Consider the following 22,707-nt stretch of genomic DNA (forward strand, 5'->3'; position numbering starts at 1 on the left):
GCCTATTGCGTGTCCCGGTCGCTGTCGACGAGACCGAGACGCGTCATCTTGTCGTAGAGGGTCGATTTCGGAACTCGCAGCGCCTGGGCGGTCGGCCCGAGGCCGCCGCCGCTGCGCCTGAGAGCGTCGACGATCATCGCCCGCTCGAACGCCGCCACCGCCTCGGTCAGAGACAGCGGCTCCAGGGGCTGAGCCTCGGCAAACGGCGGGAATCCGGCTTCGATGCCAAGGACGCAGCGGTCGGCCACATTGCGCAGCTCGCGTACGTTGCCCGGCCAGTCGTAAGCCATCAGCGTGCGCAGGCGGGAATCATCGAGCGCCGGCGCCGGCCGGCCGTGCACCACGGAAGCTTGCTCGGCGAAATGGGCGAACAGCAGCGGAATGTCCTCGCGCCGATCCCGGAGCGCCGGCAGCGCCAGCGAGGCCACGGCGAGCCGGTAGTAGAGGTCGGACCGGAAGCGCCCTTCGGCCGACATCTTGCCAAGGTCGCCCTTGACGGCTGCGACGATGCGGCAGTCGACGGGAACGGATGTGTTGGAGCCAAGCCGCTCCAGTGTTCGTTCCTGGAGGACGCGCAGGAGCTTGATCTGAACGCTGGTAGGCGTGGTCTCGACCTCGTCAAGAAACAGCGTGCCGCCGCTCGCGTGCTCGATCTTGCCGATGCGTCGCTTGGTCGCGCCGGTGAAGGCGCCGGCCTCATGGCCGAACAGCTCGCTTTCGACGAGGTGCTCGGGCAATCCGCCGCAATTGATCGCCACGAAGTTGCCCTTGCGACGAGAACTCTCGTCATGAAGACAGCGAGCCACCAACTCCTTGCCGGTGCCGGTGTCGCCGCTGATCAGCACCGAGGCATTGGTGCTGGCGATATCGGCAATGACCCGGCGAAGTTTCACCATGGCCGGAGAGCGGCCGATGATGCGTCCCTCAAGGCGGCCGCCGTCGGTAAGCTTGTGGCGGAGGCGGCGAACCTCCAGCGCCAGCGCCCTTTTCTCGCGCGCCCGGCGAACCACGTCGACCAGATGCTCCGGAGAAAAGGGCTTCTCTATGAAATCATAGGCGCCCGAGCGCATCGCCTGAACGGCGAGCGAGACATCTCCATGACCGGTGATCAGAATGACGGGCAAGTCGACGTCGGCCGCCTGCATGTCCTTGAGGAGCGACAGACCATCGCGGCCGGGCAGACGCACATCGGAGACGATGACGCCCGGCTGTGCCTCGGCAATCCGCCGCAACGCTTCCTCGACCGACCCCGTGCCGATGGTCGACATTCCCTCCAATTGAAGCGCTTGCTCGCAGCCGAGCAGCACGTCGGGGTCGTCCTCGACAATCATAACCCGCAGGTCGTCGATCGTAGCCTTCGTCATGTCGCCTCCCTGGCGCCTACTGGAACGGTCATCGAGAACACGGCGCCCCGCCCCTCCGCGTTGGAGGCGACAAGCTCGCCGCCGAAGTCGCGAATGATGCCGGCCGATATCGTCAGGCCCAGGCCGAGGCCTACGCCAGGCGCCTTGGTAGTGAAAAACGGCTCGAACATATGGGCGAGCCGTTCCGGCGGCAGGCCCGGTCCGCTGTCGCGGATATCGATCCGGGCAAAGTCCCCCTCGCGTCGGGCGGAGAGAACGATGCGCTGGTCCTCTTCGCCCTCCATGGCATCGACGGCATTGCCGATCAGGTTGAGCAACACCTGTTCGAAGCGGTTGGCGTCGCACCAGAGGTCGATATCGCCGCCGTCGATGTCGATCGTCACCGCCACGCCTCCACGCCTCAGGCGGTGGTTGAGCAGGAACAGCACGTCGTCAACGAGTTTGCGCAGTCCGATGAGTTGCGGTTCGCCCGACGACTTGCGAGCAAACGTTTTGAGTTCGCCGGTCAGGTGGCCCATGCGCTCGACAAGCGGACGGACGCGTTCGAGATTGCCACGGACGGTGCCGAGCTCGCCACGCTCCAGGAATTTCACGGCATTGCCGGATAGCGTCACCAGAGCTGCGAGCGGCTGATTGAGTTCGTGGGCGATGCCGGCCGAAAGCTGGCCAAGGCTTGCGAGCTTGCTGGCCTGCACGAGGCCGGACTGGGCATCGCGTAGTGTGCGCTCGGTTCGTTCGCGTTCCTCTACCTCACGCAGCAAGCGCTCGTTGGTCGCCGACAGCGCTGCTGTTCGGTCGGCCACCTCGCTTTCGAGGTGGTCGTGGGCCTGTTGCAACGCGGCACGCGCTGCCAGGATCTCGCGAAGATGCCGCCGCCGCTGGCGGTAGACTGCCAGAAGGCCAAGACACAGCAGACTGCCGAGACCGGCAAGCGCCGCCCAAAGGCGTGCGAGATCGTCCATCTCCGAGAGATCGGTGAAGACGGTCAAGGTCCAGGGCGTCTCGGGCATTGCCCGGCTCTCGGCGAGAAAAAGGCCCTGCGTCGAGAAGCCGCTATCCGAACCGGCGACGCCCGGCAGGCGGACAATCCGGGTGCCGCCGCCGAGATTGCGCAAGGTGGAGAGACCGATCGGTGCGAGCGACCGATCGTTGTATTGCTGCGCCTCGGCAATCTCTCGCCGGGCCTTATCGTCGAGCGCCACCAAGGTTCCGTATTTCCAGGCGGGCACCGAAGAGAGCACGACGACGCCGTGCTCATCGCTTAGGATGGCGGGCGACTCCGCCGACGCCCAGGAGCGTTCGAGCTGCTCCAGGCTGACCTTTGCGACGCTGAAGCCCAGGGTGTCATCGCCGCGAGCAATCGCGGTCGCCAGGAAGTAGCCGGGTTGGCGATTGGTGGTGCCGATGCCGTAGAAGCGCGTCACCCGGCCGACGCCGGCATTCTGATAGTATGGGCGATAGGAGAGATCGCGGCCGACGAAACTGTCCCACTTGTTCCAGTTGCTGGAAGCGATCACCCGGCCGGACTTGTCGAGCAGGAACACGTCGAGCGTGCCGATGCGGTCGTTGAGCGCCTCGAGATAGCTGTCGGCGCGATAGCGCTGCATCGAGTCGTTGGGGTTGTCGAGCAGCGCGAGAATCGTGCCGTCGAGCGCCATCACATAAGGATAGCTCGCGTATTTGCCGACCTCGCGCTCGAAGCTGGCCGCATAGAGATCGAGCCGGTGGCCTGCGCTCGCGCGCGTCGCCGACAGCGACACCTCGAAGACGACGCGATAGGCGACGAAAGCGACGACGGCCGCGACGGTAATGGCGCCTGCCAGCGGAAGTGCCGCCGCGAGACGAAACGGCTTGCGTTTCGGCGAGATTCTGTCGGCTTCCTCGGCCACCATGGCTCCTCCCGCCGGCTTCCATGTATCACCGATAGCGCATGGCCGCCCGGCGGGAAAGCCGGACGGCCAACGCGTGCCGGTAGGCCGGGATCAGGCGAAGATCTTCAGGAGGAAGACCGCCAGCACCACCATGGCGGCGCCGCCGATGCGGGTGGAGATCTGGGCGAAGGGCATCAGGCCCATGCGGTTCGACGCCGAGAGGATGGCGACGTCGCCGGTGCCACCAAGACCCGAATGACAGCAGGTGACGATGGCCGCCTCGACCTCGTACATCTTGAGCAGCTTGCCGATGAACCAGCCCGACGACACCATGGCCAGCACCGTCGCGGCACAGATGGCGAAGTAGGCCGGCGTGAAGGCGGCGATCAGGTCGTTCCAGGGAACGTAGAGCGTGCCGAGGCCGACCAGCAGCGGGAAGGTCATGTTGGTGGTCATGAACTTGTACATCTGGTGGGCGCCGGTCTCCATCCGCTCGGGAATGAGCTTGGACACCTTGAGGACTGCCGCGCCGATGATCATCAGGATCGGACCGGGAATGCCGGTGAACGGCGACAGGAAGGCGCCGAGGATGAACATGGTGCAGGCCATCAGAAGACCGGCGCCCATCAGCGGCAGCTCGATCTTCTTCTCGACCGACATCTCCTTCAGAAGCTCGTTGTCATCGCCGGTCCGGACCAGAAGGCCGTTGCCGGAATACCGCGACTTCTTCTCGCCGATGCGCTTCAGAACACCGGAGGAGATGATGGCCACGACGTTGCCGATCAGGGCGGCCGGGATCAGCGAGGCGATCAGTTCCGGCTGCGCCGTGTCGAGGATCTCGGAATAGGCGAGCGATAGCGGCAGGATGCCCTCGCCGATACCGCCGGCGACGATCGGCATGACGATGAAGAAGAAGGTGTGCTTGAACTCGTAGCCGAAAGCCATGCCGACGAGCCCGCCGGCCATGACCGCGGCGAACGTGCCGACGGCGAGCGGCACGAACATCTTGAGGAAGCCCTGGATCAGCACCTTTCGGTTCATGCCGAGCATGGAACCGGTCACCAGACATGCGATGTAGAGGTAGAGGAAGTTCGACGTCTTCATCACCGCCTTGATGGCGTCCGACGTCGCCGGGTTCATGACCTGATAGCCGAGCATGGCCGACGGCACGAACAGGCAGAGGATGGCCGAGCCGCCAATGCTCTTCAGATAGGGAATGCGGCCGCCGATTTCGCCAAGCAGGAAGCCCATCACCATGATGGCGGCAAAGCCGCCAATCATGTCGGCCGGCAGCTTGCCGATCACCGAGGCGCCGAAGACGACGCTGGCGATCGCAAGATAGAGTGGAAGCGGCACCGGGCCGACCTTGTAGGCGGCGATGCGGGACAGAAGGCTGCCGCCCGTCTCCGCCGCGATCGCGTCGTTCTGCGTGATGTCCGTCATGTTCGTTCCTCCTGCCCGGCGCATGTCGTTTTGCGGCGGACCTGTTCAGGGACTGTCCGGTCGTCCGGGACTGCCGGCGCCGGAATGGCTTCGGTCCGAGCTCTGCGGCCTCCAAAGCTCGCATTCGCCAACCGATATGCCCCGACCCTCCGTCCTCGTTCCCTCCTCGGAAGGCGGCCGTCGCATGCCGACTGAATGGCATCATGCGTGCCAACCAGAGGCGCCGGCTAAGCGGTTGTTCTATCGATTTAATTTCTCAGTTGGACGAGCCACTGATCCGGTTATCCGGACACGGGCTTTCGACGGTCGTCCGGAAAACCGGACGGTCCGGAGAGAGGTAAGTAAGTGATAGTGCTGATTTTGTTGATGATTTCGCCGAGCTCTCTGAGACGATGTCGCTCCAATCCCGCTCAAGGGACTTACCTCCCCTTGAAACGATATGTAAGCTGGCTCAAACCGCCGGGCGGATGGATCGGCTCCGTCTGGGAAACAAGGAAACCGTCATGAAGACGATCAAGGGACCGGGCATTTTCCTGGCACAGTTCGTGGGGGGAGCCCCGCCTTTCGACAGCCTCGACGGGCTGGCGCATTGGGCCGCCGGGCTCGGTTACGTCGGGCTTCAACTCCCGACGACTGCCGGCCTGTTCGACCTTGAAAAGACGGCCACTTCGCAGACCTACGCTGACGAGCTGAAGGGGCGCCTTGCCGAGGCAGGTGTCGAGATCACCGAGCTTTCAACCCACATTCAGGGGCAGCTCGTCGCGGTCCACCCTGCCTATGACGAGTTGTTCGACGGCTTTGCCCCGGCGGTTGTCAGAGGAAACCCCGCCGCCCGCATCGAGTGGGCGACGCGTGACGTGAAGCTTGCCGCACAAGCATCGCGCCGGCTCGGGCTTGCGGCCCATGCCACCTTTTCAGGAGCGCTCGCCTGGCCCTTCATCTACCCTTGGCCACAGCGGCCGGGCGGTCTCGTCGAGGAAGCTTTCGCAGAACTGGGGCGGCGCTGGAAGCCGATCCTCGATGCCTATGAGGAGGTCGGCGTTGACGTCTGCTTCGAACTGCACCCAGGAGAGGATCTTCACGACGGAGCGACCTTCGAGCGCTTCCTGTCGGAGGTCGGCAACCACCCCCGCGCCAACATCCTCTACGATCCCTCGCATTTCGTGCTGCAGGCGCTGGACTACCTCGCCTTCCTGGACATCTACCACGAGCGGGTCAGGGCCTTCCACGTCAAGGACGCCGAGCTCAACCCATCGGGGCGTTCGGGCATCTATGGCGGCTACCAGTCATGGGTGGACCGGCCGGGCCGTTTCCGTTCGCTGGGCGACGGTCAGGTCGATTTCAAGGCCATCTTCTCGAAAATGGCGCAGTACGACTATCCCGGCTGGGCCGTGCTCGAATGGGAATGCGCGCTGAAGCATCCCGAGGACGGCGCCGCCGAGGGGGCGCCCTTCATCGCCGATCAGATCATCCGCGTCACCGAGCATGCCTTCGATGACTTTGCCCAGAGTGGCGTCGACGCTGCCACGAACCGCCGACTGCTCGGCATCGGTTGAGGACAGGACATGAGCCAGACCCGCATCAAACTCGGCATGGTCGGTGGCGGCGCCACCGCCTTCATCGGTGCGGTGCACCGCATCGCCATGCGCATGGACGACCGCTTCGAGCTGGTGGCCGGCGCGCTCGACGTCGATGCCGAGCGGGGCCGCGCCTTTGCCGCCACGTTGGGCATTGCCCCTGATCGCGCCTACGCCACCTACCAGGACCTGATCGACAAGGAGGCGCTACGCCCCGATCGCGTCGACGCGGTGGTGATCGTCACCCCCAACTTCCTGCATTTCCCCATAGCCAAGGCGGCGCTGGAAGCCGGCTTCGACGTCATCTGCGAAAAGCCGATGACCACCACGCTCGAAGACGCCGAGGCGCTGGCCGCGCTGGTCGAGAGCACAGGTCACCGCTTCTTCCTGACCCATACCTACACCGGCTATCCGATGGTGCGGCAGGCCCGCGAGATGATCGCCGCCGGCGAGATCGGCAGGCTTCGTCGCGTCGAGGTGGAGTATCTCCAGGACTGGCTGGCCGCACCGGTCGAGAACACCGGCGCTGAGGGCGCCGTGTGGCGGACTGACCCCAAGAGGGCCGGCGCCGGCGGCGCCATCGGCGATGTCGGAACCCACGCCTGGAATCTCGCCGCCTTCGTCTCCGGCGAAGAGCCTACCCACCTTCTTGCCGAACTATCGACCTTGGTCGAGGGGCGTCGGGTTGACGACGACGCGGCCATCCTCCTGCGCTACGCCTCGGGCGCCAAGGGATCGATCCTGGCGAGCCAGGTGCTGCCGGGCAACGGAAACAACGTGTCGTTCCGCATCTACGGCGACAAGGCCGGTCTCGAATGGTGGCAGGAAAAGCCGGAGGAGCTGTGGTTCACCCGGCTCGGCGAACCACGTCAGATGATCCGCCGCAACGGCGCCGGAGCGACAAACTCCGCAATCGCCGGCAGCCGCGTGCCGGCAGCTCACCCCGAGGGCTATCTCGAAGCGTTCGCCAACCTCTACCGCGACGCTGCCGACATCCTCTCGGGTAAGGCTGCGAGCACGGTGGTGCCCTCGGCCCTCGATGGCGTCAGTGGTTCGAAGTTCGTCGAGGCCTGCCTGAAATCCAACGCTGCCGGCAACACTTGGACAGAGGTCGGCTGAACGTCGTTGTCCAGTCAACTGTCGCGACATAAACAGGATCGACCCGTGCGATCCTGTTGAAATCAAATTGATTGGCGGGTCTTAGAGGTTGCGCCAAAAGGAACTGCAATGACCGATACGGAGAAAAACCTCGTCATCTTCGATACAGATCCGGGGATCGACGACGCCATGGCGCTCTTGTTCCTGAAGGCTCAGTCCAGTCTGAAGCTTGCTGCCGTCACCACGGTGTTTGGCAATGCCGAAACCGAGGTCACGACCCGCAACGCACTTTATCTCACTCGGCGCTTCGGCATCGACGCGCCGGTCTACGCTGGTGCGACCCACCCCTTGTCCATCAAGCGCGGTCCGGCACCGGTGTTCATTCACGGTGAAGATGGGCTGGGTGATGCCGGGGCAACCCAAAGCTTCGAGGCTCGACCGGCCGAGGGGCACGCGGCCGACCGGATGGTGGAGATCATCAAGGCCAATCCCGGCCGGGTGACCATTCTCGCCGTCGCGCCATTGACCAATCTCGCCCTCGCCCTCGACCGCGCCCCCAGCATTGCAACGCTGGTGAAGGACGTGGTGATCATGGGCGGCGCCTTCGCCTGGGGCGGCAGGCGCGGCAATGCGACGCCGGTGGCCGAGGCCAATGTCCACAACGACCCTCACGCTGCCGACAAGGTGTTTACGGCGGACTGGCCCGTGACCGCCATCGGCCTGGATGTCACCAGCCACTGCGTGGCGACCCATGACGATGCGGCCCAACTGGCGTCCAGTGGCCAAGCAGGCCGTTTCCTTTGGGACATTTCGCGCGGCTACGAAGCACTCTACCGCCGTCGCAACCAAGTGGATGGGTGCTGCCTGCACGATGTGGCCGCCGCCGCCTACCTGGTCGCTCCGGAGTTGTTTGCGTTGCGCTCGGGGGCCGTGCGTGTCGTGACCGAGGGCATCGCCATCGGGCAGTCCATCCAGAAACTCGACGGGCATGCCTTCGGCCCCAGCGCTTGGGATGGTCACCCCTCGAAGCTGGTCGCCTCCGAAGCCAACTGCGCCGGAATCGTCGAGGCTTACAAGACAGCCATCCGCTCGCTCGGTTGAGGAGATATCCATGACACCGGATCCACGCAACCTCCTCCGTTCCATGTTCGACGCGGCCATCGCCGCTGCCCAGCCGGATCTCTGCATTCCGCGCTTTCTGCCGCCTCGCCCGAAGGGTCGGCTGATCGTTCTTGGGGCGGGCAAGGCGTCGGCGGCCATGGCGCGCGCCGTGGAGCGGAACTGGGACGGGCCGATCGAAGGACTGGTGGTGACGCGGTACGGTTATGCCGTTCCCACCGAACGCATAGAAATCGCCGAGGCGGCCCACCCGGTTCCCGACGCAGCCGGCCTTGAGGCGGCTCGACGCATGCGCGACATCGCCGCAAGCGCAGGCCCGGATGACACGGTGCTCTGTGTGATCTCCGGAGGCGGATCCTCGCTGCTCGCCTTGCCGCTCGACGGGATCAGCCTCGATGACAAGCAGGCGATCAACCGGGCGCTGCTTGCCTCCGGCGCGCCCATTTCGGAAATGAACTGCGTGCGCCGTCATCTGTCGGCGGTGAAGGGAGGGCGTCTGGCCGCGCTCGCCCACCCGGCAAAGGTGGTGACGCTGCTGATTTCCGACGTCCCCGGCGACAATCCCATCGACATCGCCTCAGGGCCGACCATTGGCGATCCGACAACTTCCGCCGACGCGCTGGCCATTGTCCGACGCTATCGCATCGCCCTTCCCAAAGCCGCGGAGGCCCTGCTCGTGAGCGGAGGCAGCGAGACGGTGAAGCCGGACGATGCGCGCCTTTCGGGCAGCGAGACGCACATCATCGCCGCGCCGCAAGCCTCGTTGGAGGCCGCCGCGTTCGTGGCTCGAGAGGCCGGCCTTGCCGTGCATATTCTCAGCGACGCCATCGAAGGCGAGGCACGTGATGTCGGCGCGGTTCTGAGCGGATTTGCCGCGCAGGTCGCCCGTCGCAGCCAGCCTTTCACGGCGCCTTGCGTGCTGCTGTCGGGCGGCGAGACCACCGTGACCTTGCGGGGCAAGGGACGCGGCGGTCGCAACGTGGAGTTTCTTCTGTCGCTCGGGCTGCATCTGCGCGGGATCCCAAACGTCTGGGCGCTCGCCGGCGATACCGATGGCGTCGATGGCGTCGAGGAGATCGCCGGGGCCATCCTGACGCCCGACAGCCTTTCCCGCGCCTGGGCGCTCGGCATCAATCCACAAGCGGCCCTGGACAACAACGACGGCCATGGCTTCTTTGGTGCGCTCGACGACGCCGTCGTCACTGGTCCGACACTGACCAACGTCAACGACTTCCGGGCAATCGTGATCGTCTGAAGTGCTAGGTCGCCGGATTCCGCTTGTACGAGCGAACTTTAGCGAAAATTTCATCTGCCTGAGCGCTAATCGGTAGGTGGCGCGCATCGCAGGCGACCGAACTGCGTACCGCCGCGAACTGCGTGAGGGTGCCCCCGCCGAAAGCGGGGTGTTTCGTGATGCGCTCGAATGAAGTCGGCACAGCGGACAAGCGGGTGCGGCGCACGCTGAGACAAGCGAGGACCGATAGGTCCGGAGCCGTCAGTGTTATCTTTGCCCTGCTCATCCTGCCACTTATGATCGCTGTGGGAGCAGCGGTCGATTATGCGATCGCAGCCCGTACCAGGGAGATGCTGCAGGCGGCCGCCGATGCCGCCGCAGTCGGAGCCATATCCATGAGTTCGAGCGCCGTTAAGCAAGTCATCGCTAGCGGCACGTCGGGGGAAATCAAGGTAGCGGAGAGCGACGCCCTGAAGATTGCCCAAACCAATTTCAGCGGATCGAGGTTCTCGGATATTACTTCGTCGCAGATATCGGTGCAGTATACCGGAAATACGTTCAGCTCCGACGTCGCCCTAACATCGGAGGTCCCAACCTACTTTGTGCGTATTTTTGGTGTCGATACGGTAACGGTTTCGGTGCGAGCTACCGCGCAGAACAAGCCAATCTATTACTACAACTTCTATGTTCTGATCGACAACAGCCCATCCATGGGTCTCGGCGCCACGGCGGCCGACATTTCCGCCCTCGAGGCTGTGAACGGCGGGTGCGCCTTTGCCTGCCACATCACGGGGGCGAGCTATGACACATATGCCCTGGCTCAGAAGCAGGGCATCACCTTGCGTTACAAGGTGGTGTCGAGGGCTGTACAGTCGATGATCACCAATGCTGCTGCCAGCCAACTGGTATCGAACCAGTACAAAATGGCAGTCTATTCCCTAGGCGCTGATGCGCAGACCACCAAGCTGACGCAGGTTGCCGGTCTGTCGTCATCTCTCGCGTCCGTCGCCTCTGCGGCAGCCAACGTCGATCTCATGACGATTCCGTACCAGAACTACAACAACGATCAACAAACCGACCTTCTAGCTGCGCTGAACGGCATCAGAAGCATCATGGGCGTGAGTGGTAGCGGATTGTCGGCGAACGATCCGATCAAGGTGCTGTTTCTCATCAGCGATGGCGTTGAGGACGCGGAACGTCCGAAGAACTGCTGGGAGAAGCTGAACGGAAATCGCTGCCAGCAACCACTCGACACGACACCCTGCGTCTCGATCAAGGCCAACGACGTCAAACTCGCCAGCCTCTATACCACGTACCAGAAGATCCCGAGCAACACTTGGTATACGACCTGGATCGCACCGTTCCAAACGAGGATCGCGACCAAGATGAAGGCCTGCGCCTCCGATGGTCTCTATGCCGAAGTACCGCCGTCCGGCGACGTCAGCGCTGTTCTGACCCAGTTGTTCGCCAACGTGGTCAGCGAAACGCACCTTACTCATTGAGGCCCAGATGAGAGGCTTGGAGCTATCCAGACTGTTCTACCGGGAGGTCGTTCGCCCCTGGCTGGACGAGGCATTTCCGAGCCTCAGGCACGATGCGGGCATTTTCGGCTATGGCTCCGAGCTACTTGGCCTCGACGACGACATGTCGCGTGACCACAACTGGGGACCACGCGTCCAGCTGGTGGTGACCGGGGCCGATTTCGCCGCTCATGCCGAGGCCATCGTCAACGGCTTCGACGCGGTCAAGCCCGCCAGCTTTCTCAGCGAACCCATCGGTTACCGGTCCCGTCCTCATCCCCCCATTGTCGCGGATGACGCTCTTGGTCGGGTGGAGCATGGTGTCGAGGTCTTCACCGCCGCAGGAATACTGAGAACGCGGCTGGCTCTCGATCCGGCTGCCTCCGTTGATACCCTGACCTGGCTATCCCTGCCCGAACAAAGAGTGCTGGAGCTGACCGCCGGCGAGGTTTTTCATGACGGCCTCGGAGAGCTTTCAAACCTCCGGGATACCTTCGCCAACTGCCCGCACGACGTCAGTCTCTACAAGCTCTCGGCCCAGTGGCGCCGCATTGCCGACGAGCAGGCCTTTGTCGGACGAGCCGGTCATGTCGGCGACGATCTCGGCTCGCGCGTCATCACTGCAAGGCTCGTACACGACGTCATGCGCATATGCTTTCTTCTGGAGCGGCAGTACTCACCCTACCCGAAATGGTTCGGCTCGGCTTTCGCCCGCTTGTCCGCAGCCAAGACGCTGACGCCGCTGCTCAACGCAGCTATGACGGCGGAGAGTTGGGAGGACCGGCAACGCTATCTGGCCCAGGCCTATCTAGCTGCCGCCGAAATGCACGAACCGGCCGGCTTTTCACTCTCCGTCACGCCCAGGATCGGCCCGTACTTCGGTCGTCCGTTCCTGACGATCAATGCCGAAGATATCAGCGCCGGGCTGGCCTCCGCGATCACCGACCCGCTCCTTCGCGGACGGGCAGTCATCGGCTCGATAGACCAGATTACCGACGCCACGCCGCTGATCGTCGCGCCGGACCGAGCGCGGCAGGTGATGTCGATCCTGCATCAGACGTGATCGGCTTCTGCCGAAGCAAGCCCTGGTGGCGTCGTCCTGTTATTGAACGCCTATCTCTGACACATGTCGCAGTTTGTCGGGATTGCGGGTCACGTAGATGGCTGTGATCCGCCCTTCGATGACATCCAGAGCGGTCGTCTGCAGGGTGCCGCCCGCCTCGATCGTGACGAACCCGGGCAAGCCGTCGATCGTCGCATAACGGATGATCTGCGAAGGTTGGATGGCAAAGCTCCGAGCCATCTCGGCATGCCGGGCCAGAACCGCTTCGAGGCCGACCAGTGGCGCAAGCGATGCGACGATCCTGCCGCCACCATCGGCAATCGCCACCACATCTTCAGCCAAAAGGGCGCGAAGAGCGGTCATGTCCCCGCTTCGCGACGCGGTGAAGAAAGCCCGTGCCAACTCGAGCCCACGATCCTTGTCGACGGCAAAGCGGGGACGGGCTTCCTGGATATGGGCTCGCGCCCTGCTCGCCAGCTTGCGGCAGGCAGGTGCTTCGCGCCCGACGATGTCGGCCACCTGATCAAAGGGCATTCCGAAGATGTCGTGCAAAAGAAACGCTGCTCGCTCCAATGGCGACAGGCGTTCCAAGGCAATCATCAAGGGCAAGGTGATGTCGTCGGCCTGATCATGGTCCTCAGGGTCGAAGTACGGTTCGGGCAACCACGGGCCGACATAGGCCTCGCGCCGACGGCGGGCCGATTGCAGCTCGTTCAAACAGAGCCTCGTGACGATTCGACGCAGAAAGGCCGCTGGCTCGCGCACCGCTTGGTGATCGACGGCAAGCCAGCGAACTGCGGTCTCCTGAACGATGTCCTCCGCCTCGGCGACCGATCCCAGCATGCGATAGGCAATCCGGATCAGGCCGGGACGGAGGTTCGACAAGATGCGCTCGGGAGACTCTTCGCTCATGGTGAGATCACCCTCCTCGTCAACGGTCCAAGTGAACAGAGTTCACCTTGTAGAGCGCGGGCGAGACGGACTTGGCCAGCGCGGAAAACCGCATCAGGAGTTCCCTGGACTCCGGCTTGTTCATGAAGGCTGAAAAGTGTTCCTTCGACGCCCATTGCGCATAGTTTGCCACCTTCGTTCCATCGAGACTGCTGTGTACGCTGACCGATATGAATCCCGGTTCGTGTCGGATCGTACTTTCGGTGATTTCGGACAGCAGTCGGGCGAGATCCGCCTGCTTTGCCGGTTCGACCTCGTATAGGTTGATCAAAGTCACTCGTTCAGTCTCGGCGTCGATCGTCGCGATTGTTCCGCGGGGCATCGTCATCTCCTGTGCGGGTATTGCACATGTCATGACAGGGCAAACGAGCGGAATGTGACATGTTCCGTTTTTTTAGAGCCTTGACCGTCAGCTTGGCGAGTGCCTGATCCTGCGCCCTTCGGTCGCTTTCGCTTGAATCGAGCCGGCTTTCAAATCAACCAGTAGTTGTTTCTCATATGGATATCCGGTCAGGAAGGGTACATGTGCCGGTTCGGCACACTTCCGTGGTGGAATGGTCACCGAAACGATGCCGGACGCCTTGATCGGCCTGGGTGTTGTAAATACCCCCTCAACACCCTAGGTATTTTTGACCCGCTCAGCAGCAATCTCGAATACCGTGTTAACGCCAGCTATGATGGCAGAAGAAGCTGAAATAACGTCAACTTCAATAGCGTTTTACTTTCAATTTTAGCTTTCAAACGACAAGCCTCGCGCAAGGGTGGCGGTGTTTCCTGCAAGCAATGACAGTGCTTCAGGAGATCAGCGATGAGTCTTTACGGTGTCTTGCGCAGCGGCGTTTCCGGAATGAACGCCCAAGGCGGTCGGCTGGCCACCACTGCGGACAATATCGCCAACGCCAATACCGTCGGCTACAAGCGCGCCTCCACTGAGTTCTCCTCGATGGTGATTGGCAACAGTCACTCTGGCGCCTATCAGCCGGCCGGCGTCACTACCCAGACGCGCTACGCCATCGGTGAGGCTGGCTCCTATCTTTCGACGACGAGCGGTCTGGACCTCGCCGTGACGGGCTCCGGCTTCTTCGTCGTCCAGGATGCGGGCGGCACTCCCTATCTCACCCGCGCCGGCTCCTTCGTGAAGCAGACCGACGGCACCCTGAAGAATGCCGGCGGCTTCACCTTGCTCGGCTATGATCTGTCGGCCGGCCCTCCCTCCCCGTCCGCAAACAGCCTGACGGGGCTGGTTGAGGTCAACGTCAACGCCCTGGGCATGACGGCCTCGCCGACGACGAGCGGCTACATCACCGCGACGCTCAACTCCAACGCCACCGACGTGACCACCACCACGCCGCCGGGCGTACCAGCCAGTTCCAACACGGCCGCCTCCGTCTATACCAACAAAACCTCCATGACGACATACGACAACCTCGGCAACGAGGTGATGCTCGATGTCTATTTCACCAAGACCGGATCCAACCAGTGGGAGTACGCGGTCTTCGATCGGGCTGGCGCCACGTCCGGTGGCTTCCCCTATGCCGCCACGGGTACGCCGGCGGTCGGTCCGCTGCTCGACTCCGGCACGCTCACCTTCGACGCCACCAACGGCAAGCTGACCGCTCCGGTCATGGCCTCCTTCTCCGTTCCGAACAACGGGTCGTCGCAGACCATGACGCTTGACCTCTCGGGTATGACCCAGCTCGGCACCGAGGAGTTCAATCCGACCGGCGACACCGATGGCAACGCGGCTCAGGCGGTCGACAGCATCGAGATCAGCGACGAGGGTATCGTCTACGCCATCTTCGGCGACGGCACCCGCAAGGCCACCTTCCAGATCCCGCTGGCCAACGTGCCGAGCCCGGACAATCTGACGCCGGTTGCCGGCAACGCCTACGCCATCTCGATGGACTCGGGCGATCCCAGCGTCGGTTTCGCCGGTTCGTCGAGCTTCGGCGTCATCAAATCCTGGTCGTTGGAGCAATCCAACGCCGACATGGCCAACGAACTGACGGCCATGATCGAGGCGCAGCGCGGCTACACGGCCAACTCCAAGGTCTTCCAGACCGGCTCCGACCTGCTCGACGTTCTCGTCAACCTGAAGCGCTGACTTCCAACCACTGGCGGATTCCTCCAATGTCCCTCTCGATGGCCCTCAACGTCGCCAACTCCTCTCTGCAAACCTCCGGCGTGCAGACGGCGACGACGTCGCGCAACATCGCCGCCGGAAGGGAGGCCTCCTATTCCCGCAAGTCGACGACGGTCATTACCGGCATCGGGGGAACCGTCCAGGTCGTGTCGATCCAGCGTGCGACCGACGCCGCCCTCTACAAGACCATGCTGAAGGCCACCTCGGCCGCAGCCACGCAGGACGCGCTGCTCGATGGCCTGACGAAGATGTCCCAGACTATCGGTGACCCGGAGCTCGACCAGAGCCCGGCCGCCAAGCTGGGAGACCTCAACAACAAGCTCCAGCAGTATGCCGCCAACCCGAGCAACACCATCTTGGCTCAGGCGGTGCAGAGCTCTGCCACCACGCTGGCAAACACGCTCAACCAGGCGACCACGACGGTGCAGGCCACGCGAGCCCTTGCCGACGCCGACATGGCTTCCTCCGTCCAGCGCATCAACGATCTGCTCGCCAAGATCGACTCCCTGAACACAAGCATTGTCCATGGAACCGTGACGGGCGCCGACGTCACCGACAATCTCGACAGCCGCGACAACCTGATCTCCCAGCTGTCCGAGGAGATCGGCATTTCAGTGGTGGCGCGCGACAACAACGACGTCGCCATCTACACCGATGGCGGCGTCGCCCTGTTCGAGACGCATCCGCGCGAGGTCACCTTCCAGGCGACCAATGTTTTCAACGCCTCCACCATCGGCAACGCCGTCTACGTTGACGGTGTGGCCGTGGTCGGCGGCCCATCGTCGATGCCCAGCACGACCGGTCGCCTTGCCGGCCTCGCCACGCTGCGCGACGACGTCGGCGTCACCTACCAGAGCCAGCTCGACGAAATCGCCCGTGGTTTGATCGAAGTGTTCGCCGAAAGCGATCCCGCCAGCGTCGGGCCGGACGTGCCGGGACTGTTTACCTGGCCGGCCGGCACCATTCCCGCAAGCGCCACCATCGAGACCGGCCTCGCCGGGCTCATCATGGTCAATCCGGCCATCGACCCGACGACCGGCGGCAACCTCGATCTGATCCGCGACGGCATCACCTACGACTACAACACGACCGACGAAGCCGGCTTCACCGAACGGCTGAACACGATGGTCACCGAGTTCGGCGAGGCGCGTGTTTTCGATCCGGATTCCGGCGCCGATCCCACCAACACGCTCTCCGACTACGCCGCTTCCTCGGCAAGCTGGCTCGAGTTCAACCGGCAACAGGTCGATACCTCCGCGACCTATCAGTCGACCATGCTGCAGCGCGCGTCCGAAGCGCTGTCCAACACAACCGGCGTCAACCTCGACGACGAGCTGTCCAAGCAGCTCGAGATCGAGCGCACTTTCGCGGCGTCCGCCAAGCTCATCGCGGCGGTCGACCAAATGCTTCAAGACCTGCTCAACGCCGTCTGAGAGAGGAGTGAGACATGAAAACCACCTACATCTCGACCCAGGCGGCGTCCACCGCGTCCCGCCTTTCCATCCTCAAGATGCAAACCGAGCTTGCCAAGAACACCAAGGAACTAAGCTCGGGCCGCTGGGCCGATGTCGGCCTGGAACTTGGAAACAGGACCGGGCGCACCATCTCCCTGCGTCAGGACTATCAACGGCTCGATGCCATCTGCGACACCAACGGCCTGGTTGCCTCGCGTCTCGACACGAGTCAGGCGTCGCTCGACGGCGTGCTGAAGAACGCTCAGGACTTCGCTGCCTCGCTGATCGCGGTCCGCTCCGGCAATGTGGGTGCCGAAGTGATCGCCGACGACGCAAAGAACAATCTGCAGTCCCTGATCGCCTCGCTCAACACATCGATCAATGGCGAGTATCTGTTCGCCGGCATCAACACCGACGTTCGTCCGGTCACCGACTACTACTCGACACCAACCTCCCCCACCAAGGCCGCCTTCGATGCCGAGCTTGCGAGCTATTGCACCAGCGTCGGCGCCGCCAGCCCCGCCGATCTCACGGCCGGCGATCTTGAGACCTTCATCGATGTCAATCTCGCCGGCATGTTCGACGAGACAAGCTGGACCGATCCGACCACCGGCTGGTCGTCCGCCTCCGGCCAGAACGTCAAGAGCAGGATCTCGACCTCTGAGCTGATCGAAACCTCGGCCAATGCCAACGAACCCGCCTTCCGCGAACTGGCCATGGCCTACACGATGATCAGCGAACTTGCCGATGCCGGTCTTTCCGAGACAGCCTATCACACCCTCATCGACAAGACCGCCCAGGTTATCGGCGAGGCGACGGTGGATCTCACGGTCGTCAAGGCCCGCCTCGGCACCGCGCAGGAGCGGCTCAGCAACGCCAACGGCCGCATCAAGGCGCAGATGGATATCCTCAACCGCAACATCAACGATTTCGAGCGGGTCGATCCGATCGAGGCGCAGACGCGCATTTCCGCGCTGGAGACCCAGCTCGACATGGCGTTCGCGCTGACCAGCCGCATGCAGCAGCTGAGCCTGCTCAACTACCTCTGACCCTCCCGGTCCGCCGGGGCAGATTGTCTCACGTCAACCCGCAGGGTGTTTCATGCATCAGTTTTCCTACGCCGACATCGTCGGCGATGCCGTCAACCTCGCGCGCCAGCACGAGGCCGAGGCCATGGACCATGCCGTCGAACTGCTCCAACGGGCCAAGGCCAAGGGTAGCCGGTCGCGGGAAGCCACCGACGCCATCCTCTATCTTCGCCGCCTGTGGAGCTACCTCATCGAAGACCTGGCCAGCCCCGACAACGATCTGCCGGACAAGCTGCGCGCCGACCTCATTTCGATCGGTCTGTGGATCATCAAGGAAGCCGAGCAGATCCGCCGCAACGAGTCCGAGAACTTTGACGGGCTTATCGAGATCAACGGCATCATTCGGGCGGGTCTGGCATGAGCAGTCGTTCGATGCACATCGGTCTGCGCGCCCGCGAGCGCCTCTACATCAATGGCGCGGTGATCCGCGTTGACCGCAAGGTTTCCATCGAACTCCTGAATGACGTGAGCTTCCTGCTCGAGGCGCATGTCATGCAGCCCGAAGAGACGACCACGCCGCTGCGTCAGCTCTACTTCGCCGTCCAGATGATCATGATCGACGGAGCCGACAGTCCTGGCGCTCGTTCGATCGCCGCCGGTCTGATCGCTTCGCTCGACCGGACGCTGATCAACCCGGACATTCGCGCCGGTTTGCGGGCTGTGGAGGCCCAGCTGGCCGCCGAACGCCCCTTCGACGCCCTCAAGACGATCCGCTCGCTGTTTCCGGTTGAGGCCGGCGTGCTCGGCGGGCTCATCGCCGCCTGATCAGGAGACCTACCATGCAAGTCAACACCGCAAACAGCCAGAGCTCGGGCTCGCCCTCGACGGCGACAACGTCCGGTCAGGGCAGCTCGCTCGACTATGACGCCTTCCTGAAGCTGTTCATGGCAGAGATGAAGAACCAGGACCCGACGGCCCCGACCAGCTCGACGGAGTACATCGCGCAGTTCGCCACCTTCTCGCAGGTCGAGCAATCGATGCAGACGAACACCAAGCTCGACGGTCTCCTGTCCTCGCTTGCCCTGTCGCAAGCCGATGGCATCATTGGCCGGACCCTGACCTCCGAAGACGGTAGCGTCTCCGGCAAGGTCACGGCGGTTCGCATCGTCAACGGCGGCGCACTCGCCGATCTCGACAGCGGAAAGTCGGTGGTGCTCGGCCCCGGCGTGATCATCACCTGATGAACGAGTTCGACGCCCTCGACCTGGTCCGCGACGCCATCTGGACCATCATCATCGGCTCGGGACCGGCGGTCCTGGCCGCCATGACGGTGGGCGTGGTCATCGCGCTTCTGCAGGCGCTGACGCAGGTACAGGAAATCACGCTGACCTTCATTCCGAAGATCGTCGCCATCCTGCTGACCATCGTCGCCACCGGTCCGTTCATCGGCGCCCAGATCTATGCCTTCACGGAAATCGTCTACGGACGCATCGAAAGCGGCTTCTAGCCGGGAGACGGCGCGCAAGCTTCGCTCAATCTACCGGGAATATTTCGGAACCGACCGCATTCAGGAGCGCACCGCATGTCGAACCTCAGCCTGTCGCCCTCTGCCGGGACCAAGAGCACATCCGGCAAACGCGATATCGGCTTCGCCATCGGCATTGTCGCCATCCTGGCCGTGCTGTTCCTGCCGATTCCGCCGGTCCTCATCGACACCGGTCTCGCGTTCTCCATAGCACTGTCGGTTCTCATCCTGATGGTTGCGCTGTGGATCCAGCGGCCACTCGATTTCTCCTCCTTCCCAACAGTCCTCCTGATTGCCACGCTGCTGCGCCTCGCTCTCAACGTGGCGACGACGCGACAGATCCTGTCGGGCGGCCACGTCGGCGACGGTGCCGCCGGTCACATCATCCAGGGTTTCTCGCGCCTGGTGATGAGCGGCGATTTCGTCATCGGCCTCGTCATCTTCGCCATCCTGATCATCGTCAACTTCGTGGTCATCACCAAAGGCGCCACTCGTATCGCCGAGGTGGGGGCCCGCTTCACGTTGGACGCCATCCCCGGCAAGCAGATGGCCATCGACGCCGATCTGTCGGCCGGTCTGATCACCGACAAGGAAGCCCAGCAGCGCCGACGCGAACTTGAAGAGGAAAGCACCTTCTTCGGCTCGATGGACGGCGCCTCCAAGTTCGTGCGTGGCGACGCCATCGCCGGCATCATCATCACCGCCGTCAACATCTTCGGCGGCATCGTCATCGGCTCAACCCGCCATGGCCTGCCGGTATCGGAGGCGGCCGACGCCTTCGTCAAGCTCGCCGTCGGCGACGGTCTGGTCACTCAGATTCCGGCCCTGATCGTCTCGCTGGCCGCCGGCCTTCTGGTGTCCAAGGGCGGTACGCGTGGTTCGGCCGAACAGGCGGTCATGGGACAGTTGGGCGGGTATCCCCGCGCCCTCCTCGTCGCCGCCTGTCTTCTGGCGGGGCTGTCGCTGGTGCCCGGCCTGCCCCTTCTGCCCTTCCTCGTTCCAGCCGCCCTGATGGGCTTCGTCGCCCGGTCGATCCCCAAGCGCCGCGCCGAGCGCGCCGCCGCCGAGGCCGCCGAGAAGACCCGGGTCGAACAGGAGACAAAGTCCGAGGCCAAGGACTCGGTCAAGGAACAGCTCCGCACCAACGAGATCGAACTCTGCCTGGGCAAGCAGATTGCCGCCCGCATGATGAACAACCACGGAGAACTGGCACACCGCGTCGGCAAGATGCGGCGCAAGTTCGCCCAGCAGTATGGCTTCGTGGTGCCCGACATCAAGCTCGGCGACAGCCTCGCCATGCCGCAGAAGGAGTACCGGATCAAGATCCACGGCACCGTCATCGCCGCCCAGGAACTGAGACTCGGCGAAGTGATGGTGATCACCGGCGACACGGCCGGACCGGACGTACCGGGCGACGAAACGCGTGAGCCAGCCTTCGGAATGAAGGCGGTATGGGTGTCGCAGGACTACGTGAACGAGGTGACGCGCGAAGGGTATACGCCGATCGACAGCATGTCGGTGATGCTCACCCATCTGTCGGAGGTACTGCGAAACAACCTGCCGCAGCTCCTCTCCTACAAGGACATGCGTATCCTGATCGACCGCCTCGATCCCGAGTACAAGCGTCTGGTCGACGATATCTGCCCATCGCAGATTTCCTTCTCCGGCCTCCAGGCGGTACTGAAGCTTCTGCTGGCCGAGCGCGTGTCGATCCGCAACCTCCACCTCATTCTGGAAGCGGTGGCAGAAATCGCTCCGCATGTTCGCCGCGCCGAGCAGATCGCCGAGCACGTCCGCATGCGCATCGCCCAGCAGATCTGCGGCGACCTCGCCGATGGCGGCACGCTCAAGGTGTTGCGCCTCGGCAACCGCTGGGATCTCACATTCCATCAGGGCCTGAAGCGCGACGGCAAGGGCGACGTCATCGAGTTCGACATCGATCCGCGCCTCGTCGAACAGTTCGGAACCGAAGTGTCTGAAGCCGTCCGCAGCCGCCTGTCGCAGGGCCACAGCTTCGCGGTCGTCACCGCGCCCGAGGCGCGCCCCTACGTGCGGCTTATCGTCGAGCGGTTGTTCCCGTCGCTCCCTGTGCTGAGCCACGTCGAGATTGCGCGCGGCGTCGAAGTGGAAGCGCTCGGGACCATTTCATGACCGGCATCGGCTCGAACACCGTTCTGGCCGTTTGCCTGCTGTTCTGCCGGATCGGAGGCGTTCTGATGCTCATGGTCGGCATATCGAGCGCCCGTGTGCCGACGCAGGTCCGCTTGTTCCTTGCCTTTGGCCTGACGCTCGCCGTGGCTCCGATGCTGATCGACCAGGCTTCGGCGGCCATAACCGACGATACCCCCGTGACGCTCCTGCGCCTCATTGTCGCCGAAACCTTCACCGGCCTTTTCATCGGCTTTCTCGGTCGCCTGTTCTTCCTGGCCTTGCAAATGCTGTCGCACGCCATGGCGATGACGGTCGGCTTTTCCATGCCCGGCGCGTCGGTCGAAGATCAGGAAGCCCTGCCGGCGATGACAACCCTGATCATGCTCACGGCGACGCTGATGTTCTTCCTGACCGACCAGCATGTGAAAGTGCTGGAAGCGGTCATCTCTTCCTACAGGGTACTTCCCGTCGCCGGCGTCTTCGACCCGCAGGGTAGCCTTATCGAAGTGACCGACACGCTTTCCGCCGCCTTCTGGCTGGCGCTGCGTCTTGCGAGCCCTTTCATCATCTACGGTCTGGTGATCAACTTCACGCTCGGCCTCGTCAACAAGATGACGCCGTCGATTCCGGTCTATTTCATCTCGATGCCCTTCGTCCTGTTCGGTGGTCTGATGCTGTTCTACTTTACCGCTGTCGAGTTCCAGCAGTTGTTCGTGCTGGGCTTCTCGAATTGGCTGGCCTCCCAATGACCGCCCCCGACAGGAAGCGCCTCGACGCGATGCGTCGCATCGCCGAGCTTCGCCGCCAGCTCAAGCAGATCGAGGAATTGCGACTTGCCCGCGTGATGCGCGAGGAAGCCGAGATCGATGAGAAATGCGCGGCACTGATCGCCACGCTCAACGACGACACGCCCCTGCACGGCCTGTTCGCCGGTCACATGGCTGGCCGTCTCAAGCGTCTGACGGAGCGACGAACGCTGCTTGAGCCGCTGAAGGCGCAACAGATCGCCGCCGTGATGACCGAAGCGCGCCACACGCGCTTCGCCGAGACGATGATCGATCGTTTGGAGAGCGGCGTCGCAGCCGAAGAGGAGAAGCGCCAGCTCGAAAGCCTAGTCGAAGGCGCGCTCGCCCGGCGCCATCACGCCAGCCTCGCTTAAGCTCGGC

21 protein-coding genes are annotated in these 22,707 nt (G+C 63.3%); 16 read left to right on the top strand and 5 right to left on the bottom strand.

The annotated features are described in order from the left end of the window. Positions 1–2: 2 nt before the first annotated feature. From M4J39_RS02405 to M4J39_RS02415, 3 genes are all read right to left on the bottom strand, one after another. Complete coding sequence (locus tag M4J39_RS02405) at positions 3–1,364, bottom strand: sigma-54 dependent transcriptional regulator (RefSeq protein WP_251726193.1); 1,362 nt, start codon at positions 1,362–1,364, stop codon at positions 3–5. Continuing rightward, positions 1,361–3,256 carry an ATP-binding protein gene (locus M4J39_RS02410; protein WP_251726195.1) on the bottom strand — a complete coding sequence of 632 codons (1,896 nt, stop codon included), beginning with the start codon at positions 3,254–3,256 and terminating at the stop codon, positions 1,361–1,363. Before M4J39_RS02410 ends, M4J39_RS02405 begins: the two co-directional genes overlap by 4 nt. Positions 3,257–3,346: 90 nt before the next feature. Next, positions 3,347–4,678 carry a 2-hydroxycarboxylate transporter family protein gene (locus M4J39_RS02415; protein WP_251726197.1) on the bottom strand — a complete coding sequence of 444 codons (1,332 nt, stop codon included), beginning with the start codon at positions 4,676–4,678 and terminating at the stop codon, positions 3,347–3,349. 503 nt (positions 4,679–5,181) lie between these two features. Here M4J39_RS02415 and M4J39_RS02420 point away from each other — a divergent pair. From M4J39_RS02420 to M4J39_RS02445, 6 genes are all read left to right on the top strand, one after another. Then, complete coding sequence (locus M4J39_RS02420) at positions 5,182–6,234, top strand: sugar phosphate isomerase/epimerase (protein ID WP_251726198.1); 1,053 nt, start codon at positions 5,182–5,184, stop codon at positions 6,232–6,234. 9 nt (positions 6,235–6,243) lie between these two features. Continuing rightward, entirely contained in the window at positions 6,244–7,374 is a 1,131-nt protein-coding gene (locus M4J39_RS02425) for a Gfo/Idh/MocA family protein (protein ID WP_251726200.1), read from the top strand. A gap of 108 nt (positions 7,375–7,482) precedes the next feature. Beyond that, entirely contained in the window at positions 7,483–8,454 is a 972-nt protein-coding gene (locus M4J39_RS02430; protein WP_251726202.1) for a nucleoside hydrolase, read from the top strand. A 10-nt stretch (positions 8,455–8,464) separates the two neighbouring features. Further along, positions 8,465–9,727, top strand: coding sequence for a glycerate kinase (locus tag M4J39_RS02435; RefSeq protein WP_251726204.1), 1,263 nt, complete (start codon positions 8,465–8,467; stop codon positions 9,725–9,727). A 158-nt stretch (positions 9,728–9,885) separates the two neighbouring features. Next, positions 9,886–11,208, top strand: a complete 1,323-nt coding sequence (locus M4J39_RS02440; protein ID WP_251726781.1) for a pilus assembly protein TadG-related protein — start codon at positions 9,886–9,888, stop codon at positions 11,206–11,208. A gap of 7 nt (positions 11,209–11,215) precedes the next feature. Further along, on the top strand, positions 11,216–12,289 hold the full coding sequence (locus M4J39_RS02445) for a DUF4037 domain-containing protein (RefSeq protein ID WP_251726206.1): 1,074 nt from the start codon (positions 11,216–11,218) through the stop codon (positions 12,287–12,289). A 39-nt stretch (positions 12,290–12,328) separates the two neighbouring features. Here M4J39_RS02445 and M4J39_RS02450 read toward each other — a convergent pair whose 3' ends face one another. Together M4J39_RS02450 and M4J39_RS02455 are read right to left on the bottom strand one after the other, a co-directional pair. After that, entirely contained in the window at positions 12,329–13,201 is an 873-nt protein-coding gene (locus tag M4J39_RS02450) for a sigma-70 family RNA polymerase sigma factor (RefSeq protein WP_251726207.1), read from the bottom strand. A 19-nt stretch (positions 13,202–13,220) separates the two neighbouring features. Further along, complete coding sequence (locus M4J39_RS02455; RefSeq protein ID WP_251726209.1) at positions 13,221–13,562, bottom strand: antibiotic biosynthesis monooxygenase family protein; 342 nt, start codon at positions 13,560–13,562, stop codon at positions 13,221–13,223. Between the two features lie 486 nt (positions 13,563–14,048). Between M4J39_RS02455 and M4J39_RS02460 the strand changes: the two genes are divergently transcribed. The 10 genes from M4J39_RS02460 (at position 14,049) to M4J39_RS02505 (ending at position 22,700) form a co-directional block, all read left to right on the top strand. Continuing rightward, positions 14,049–15,344, top strand: coding sequence for a flagellar hook protein FlgE (locus tag M4J39_RS02460; RefSeq protein WP_251726211.1), 1,296 nt, complete (start codon positions 14,049–14,051; stop codon positions 15,342–15,344). Positions 15,345–15,370: 26 nt separating this feature from the next. Beyond that, complete coding sequence (gene flgK, locus M4J39_RS02465; RefSeq protein WP_251726212.1) at positions 15,371–16,816, top strand: flagellar hook-associated protein FlgK; 1,446 nt, start codon at positions 15,371–15,373, stop codon at positions 16,814–16,816. A gap of 14 nt (positions 16,817–16,830) precedes the next feature. Continuing rightward, complete coding sequence (locus M4J39_RS02470) at positions 16,831–17,886, top strand: flagellar hook-associated family protein (protein WP_251726214.1); 1,056 nt, start codon at positions 16,831–16,833, stop codon at positions 17,884–17,886. Positions 17,887–17,938: 52 nt separating this feature from the next. Then, positions 17,939–18,286 carry a flagellar biosynthesis regulator FlaF gene (gene flaF, locus M4J39_RS02475; protein WP_251726216.1) on the top strand — a complete coding sequence of 116 codons (348 nt, stop codon included), beginning with the start codon at positions 17,939–17,941 and terminating at the stop codon, positions 18,284–18,286. After that, positions 18,283–18,690 (top strand): flagellar biosynthesis repressor FlbT, encoded by a 408-nt coding sequence (gene flbT / locus M4J39_RS02480; RefSeq protein ID WP_251726218.1) that lies wholly within the window; start codon positions 18,283–18,285, stop codon positions 18,688–18,690. Before flaF ends, flbT begins: the two co-directional genes overlap by 4 nt. Before the next feature lie 14 nt (positions 18,691–18,704). Beyond that, entirely contained in the window at positions 18,705–19,106 is a 402-nt protein-coding gene (gene flgD / locus M4J39_RS02485; protein WP_251726219.1) for a flagellar hook assembly protein FlgD, read from the top strand. Beyond that, a complete protein-coding gene (gene fliQ / locus M4J39_RS02490) occupies positions 19,106–19,372 on the top strand; it encodes a flagellar biosynthesis protein FliQ (RefSeq protein WP_100079153.1) in 267 nt (88 codons plus the stop codon). The genes flgD and fliQ overlap by 1 nt, the downstream gene beginning before the upstream one ends. Positions 19,373–19,447: 75 nt before the next feature. After that, positions 19,448–21,541, top strand: coding sequence for a flagellar biosynthesis protein FlhA (gene flhA, locus M4J39_RS02495; protein WP_251726220.1), 2,094 nt, complete (start codon positions 19,448–19,450; stop codon positions 21,539–21,541). Beyond that, positions 21,538–22,290 (top strand): flagellar biosynthetic protein FliR, encoded by a 753-nt coding sequence (locus M4J39_RS02500; RefSeq protein ID WP_251726221.1) that lies wholly within the window; start codon positions 21,538–21,540, stop codon positions 22,288–22,290. Before flhA ends, M4J39_RS02500 begins: the two co-directional genes overlap by 4 nt. Further along, entirely contained in the window at positions 22,287–22,700 is a 414-nt protein-coding gene (locus M4J39_RS02505) for a hypothetical protein (RefSeq protein ID WP_251726222.1), read from the top strand. Before M4J39_RS02500 ends, M4J39_RS02505 begins: the two co-directional genes overlap by 4 nt. The last annotated feature ends 7 nt before the right edge of the window (positions 22,701–22,707 follow it).

Source organism: Pleomorphomonas sp. NRK KF1 (assembly GCF_023721755.1).
GTDB lineage: Bacteria > Pseudomonadota > Alphaproteobacteria > Rhizobiales > Pleomorphomonadaceae > Pleomorphomonas.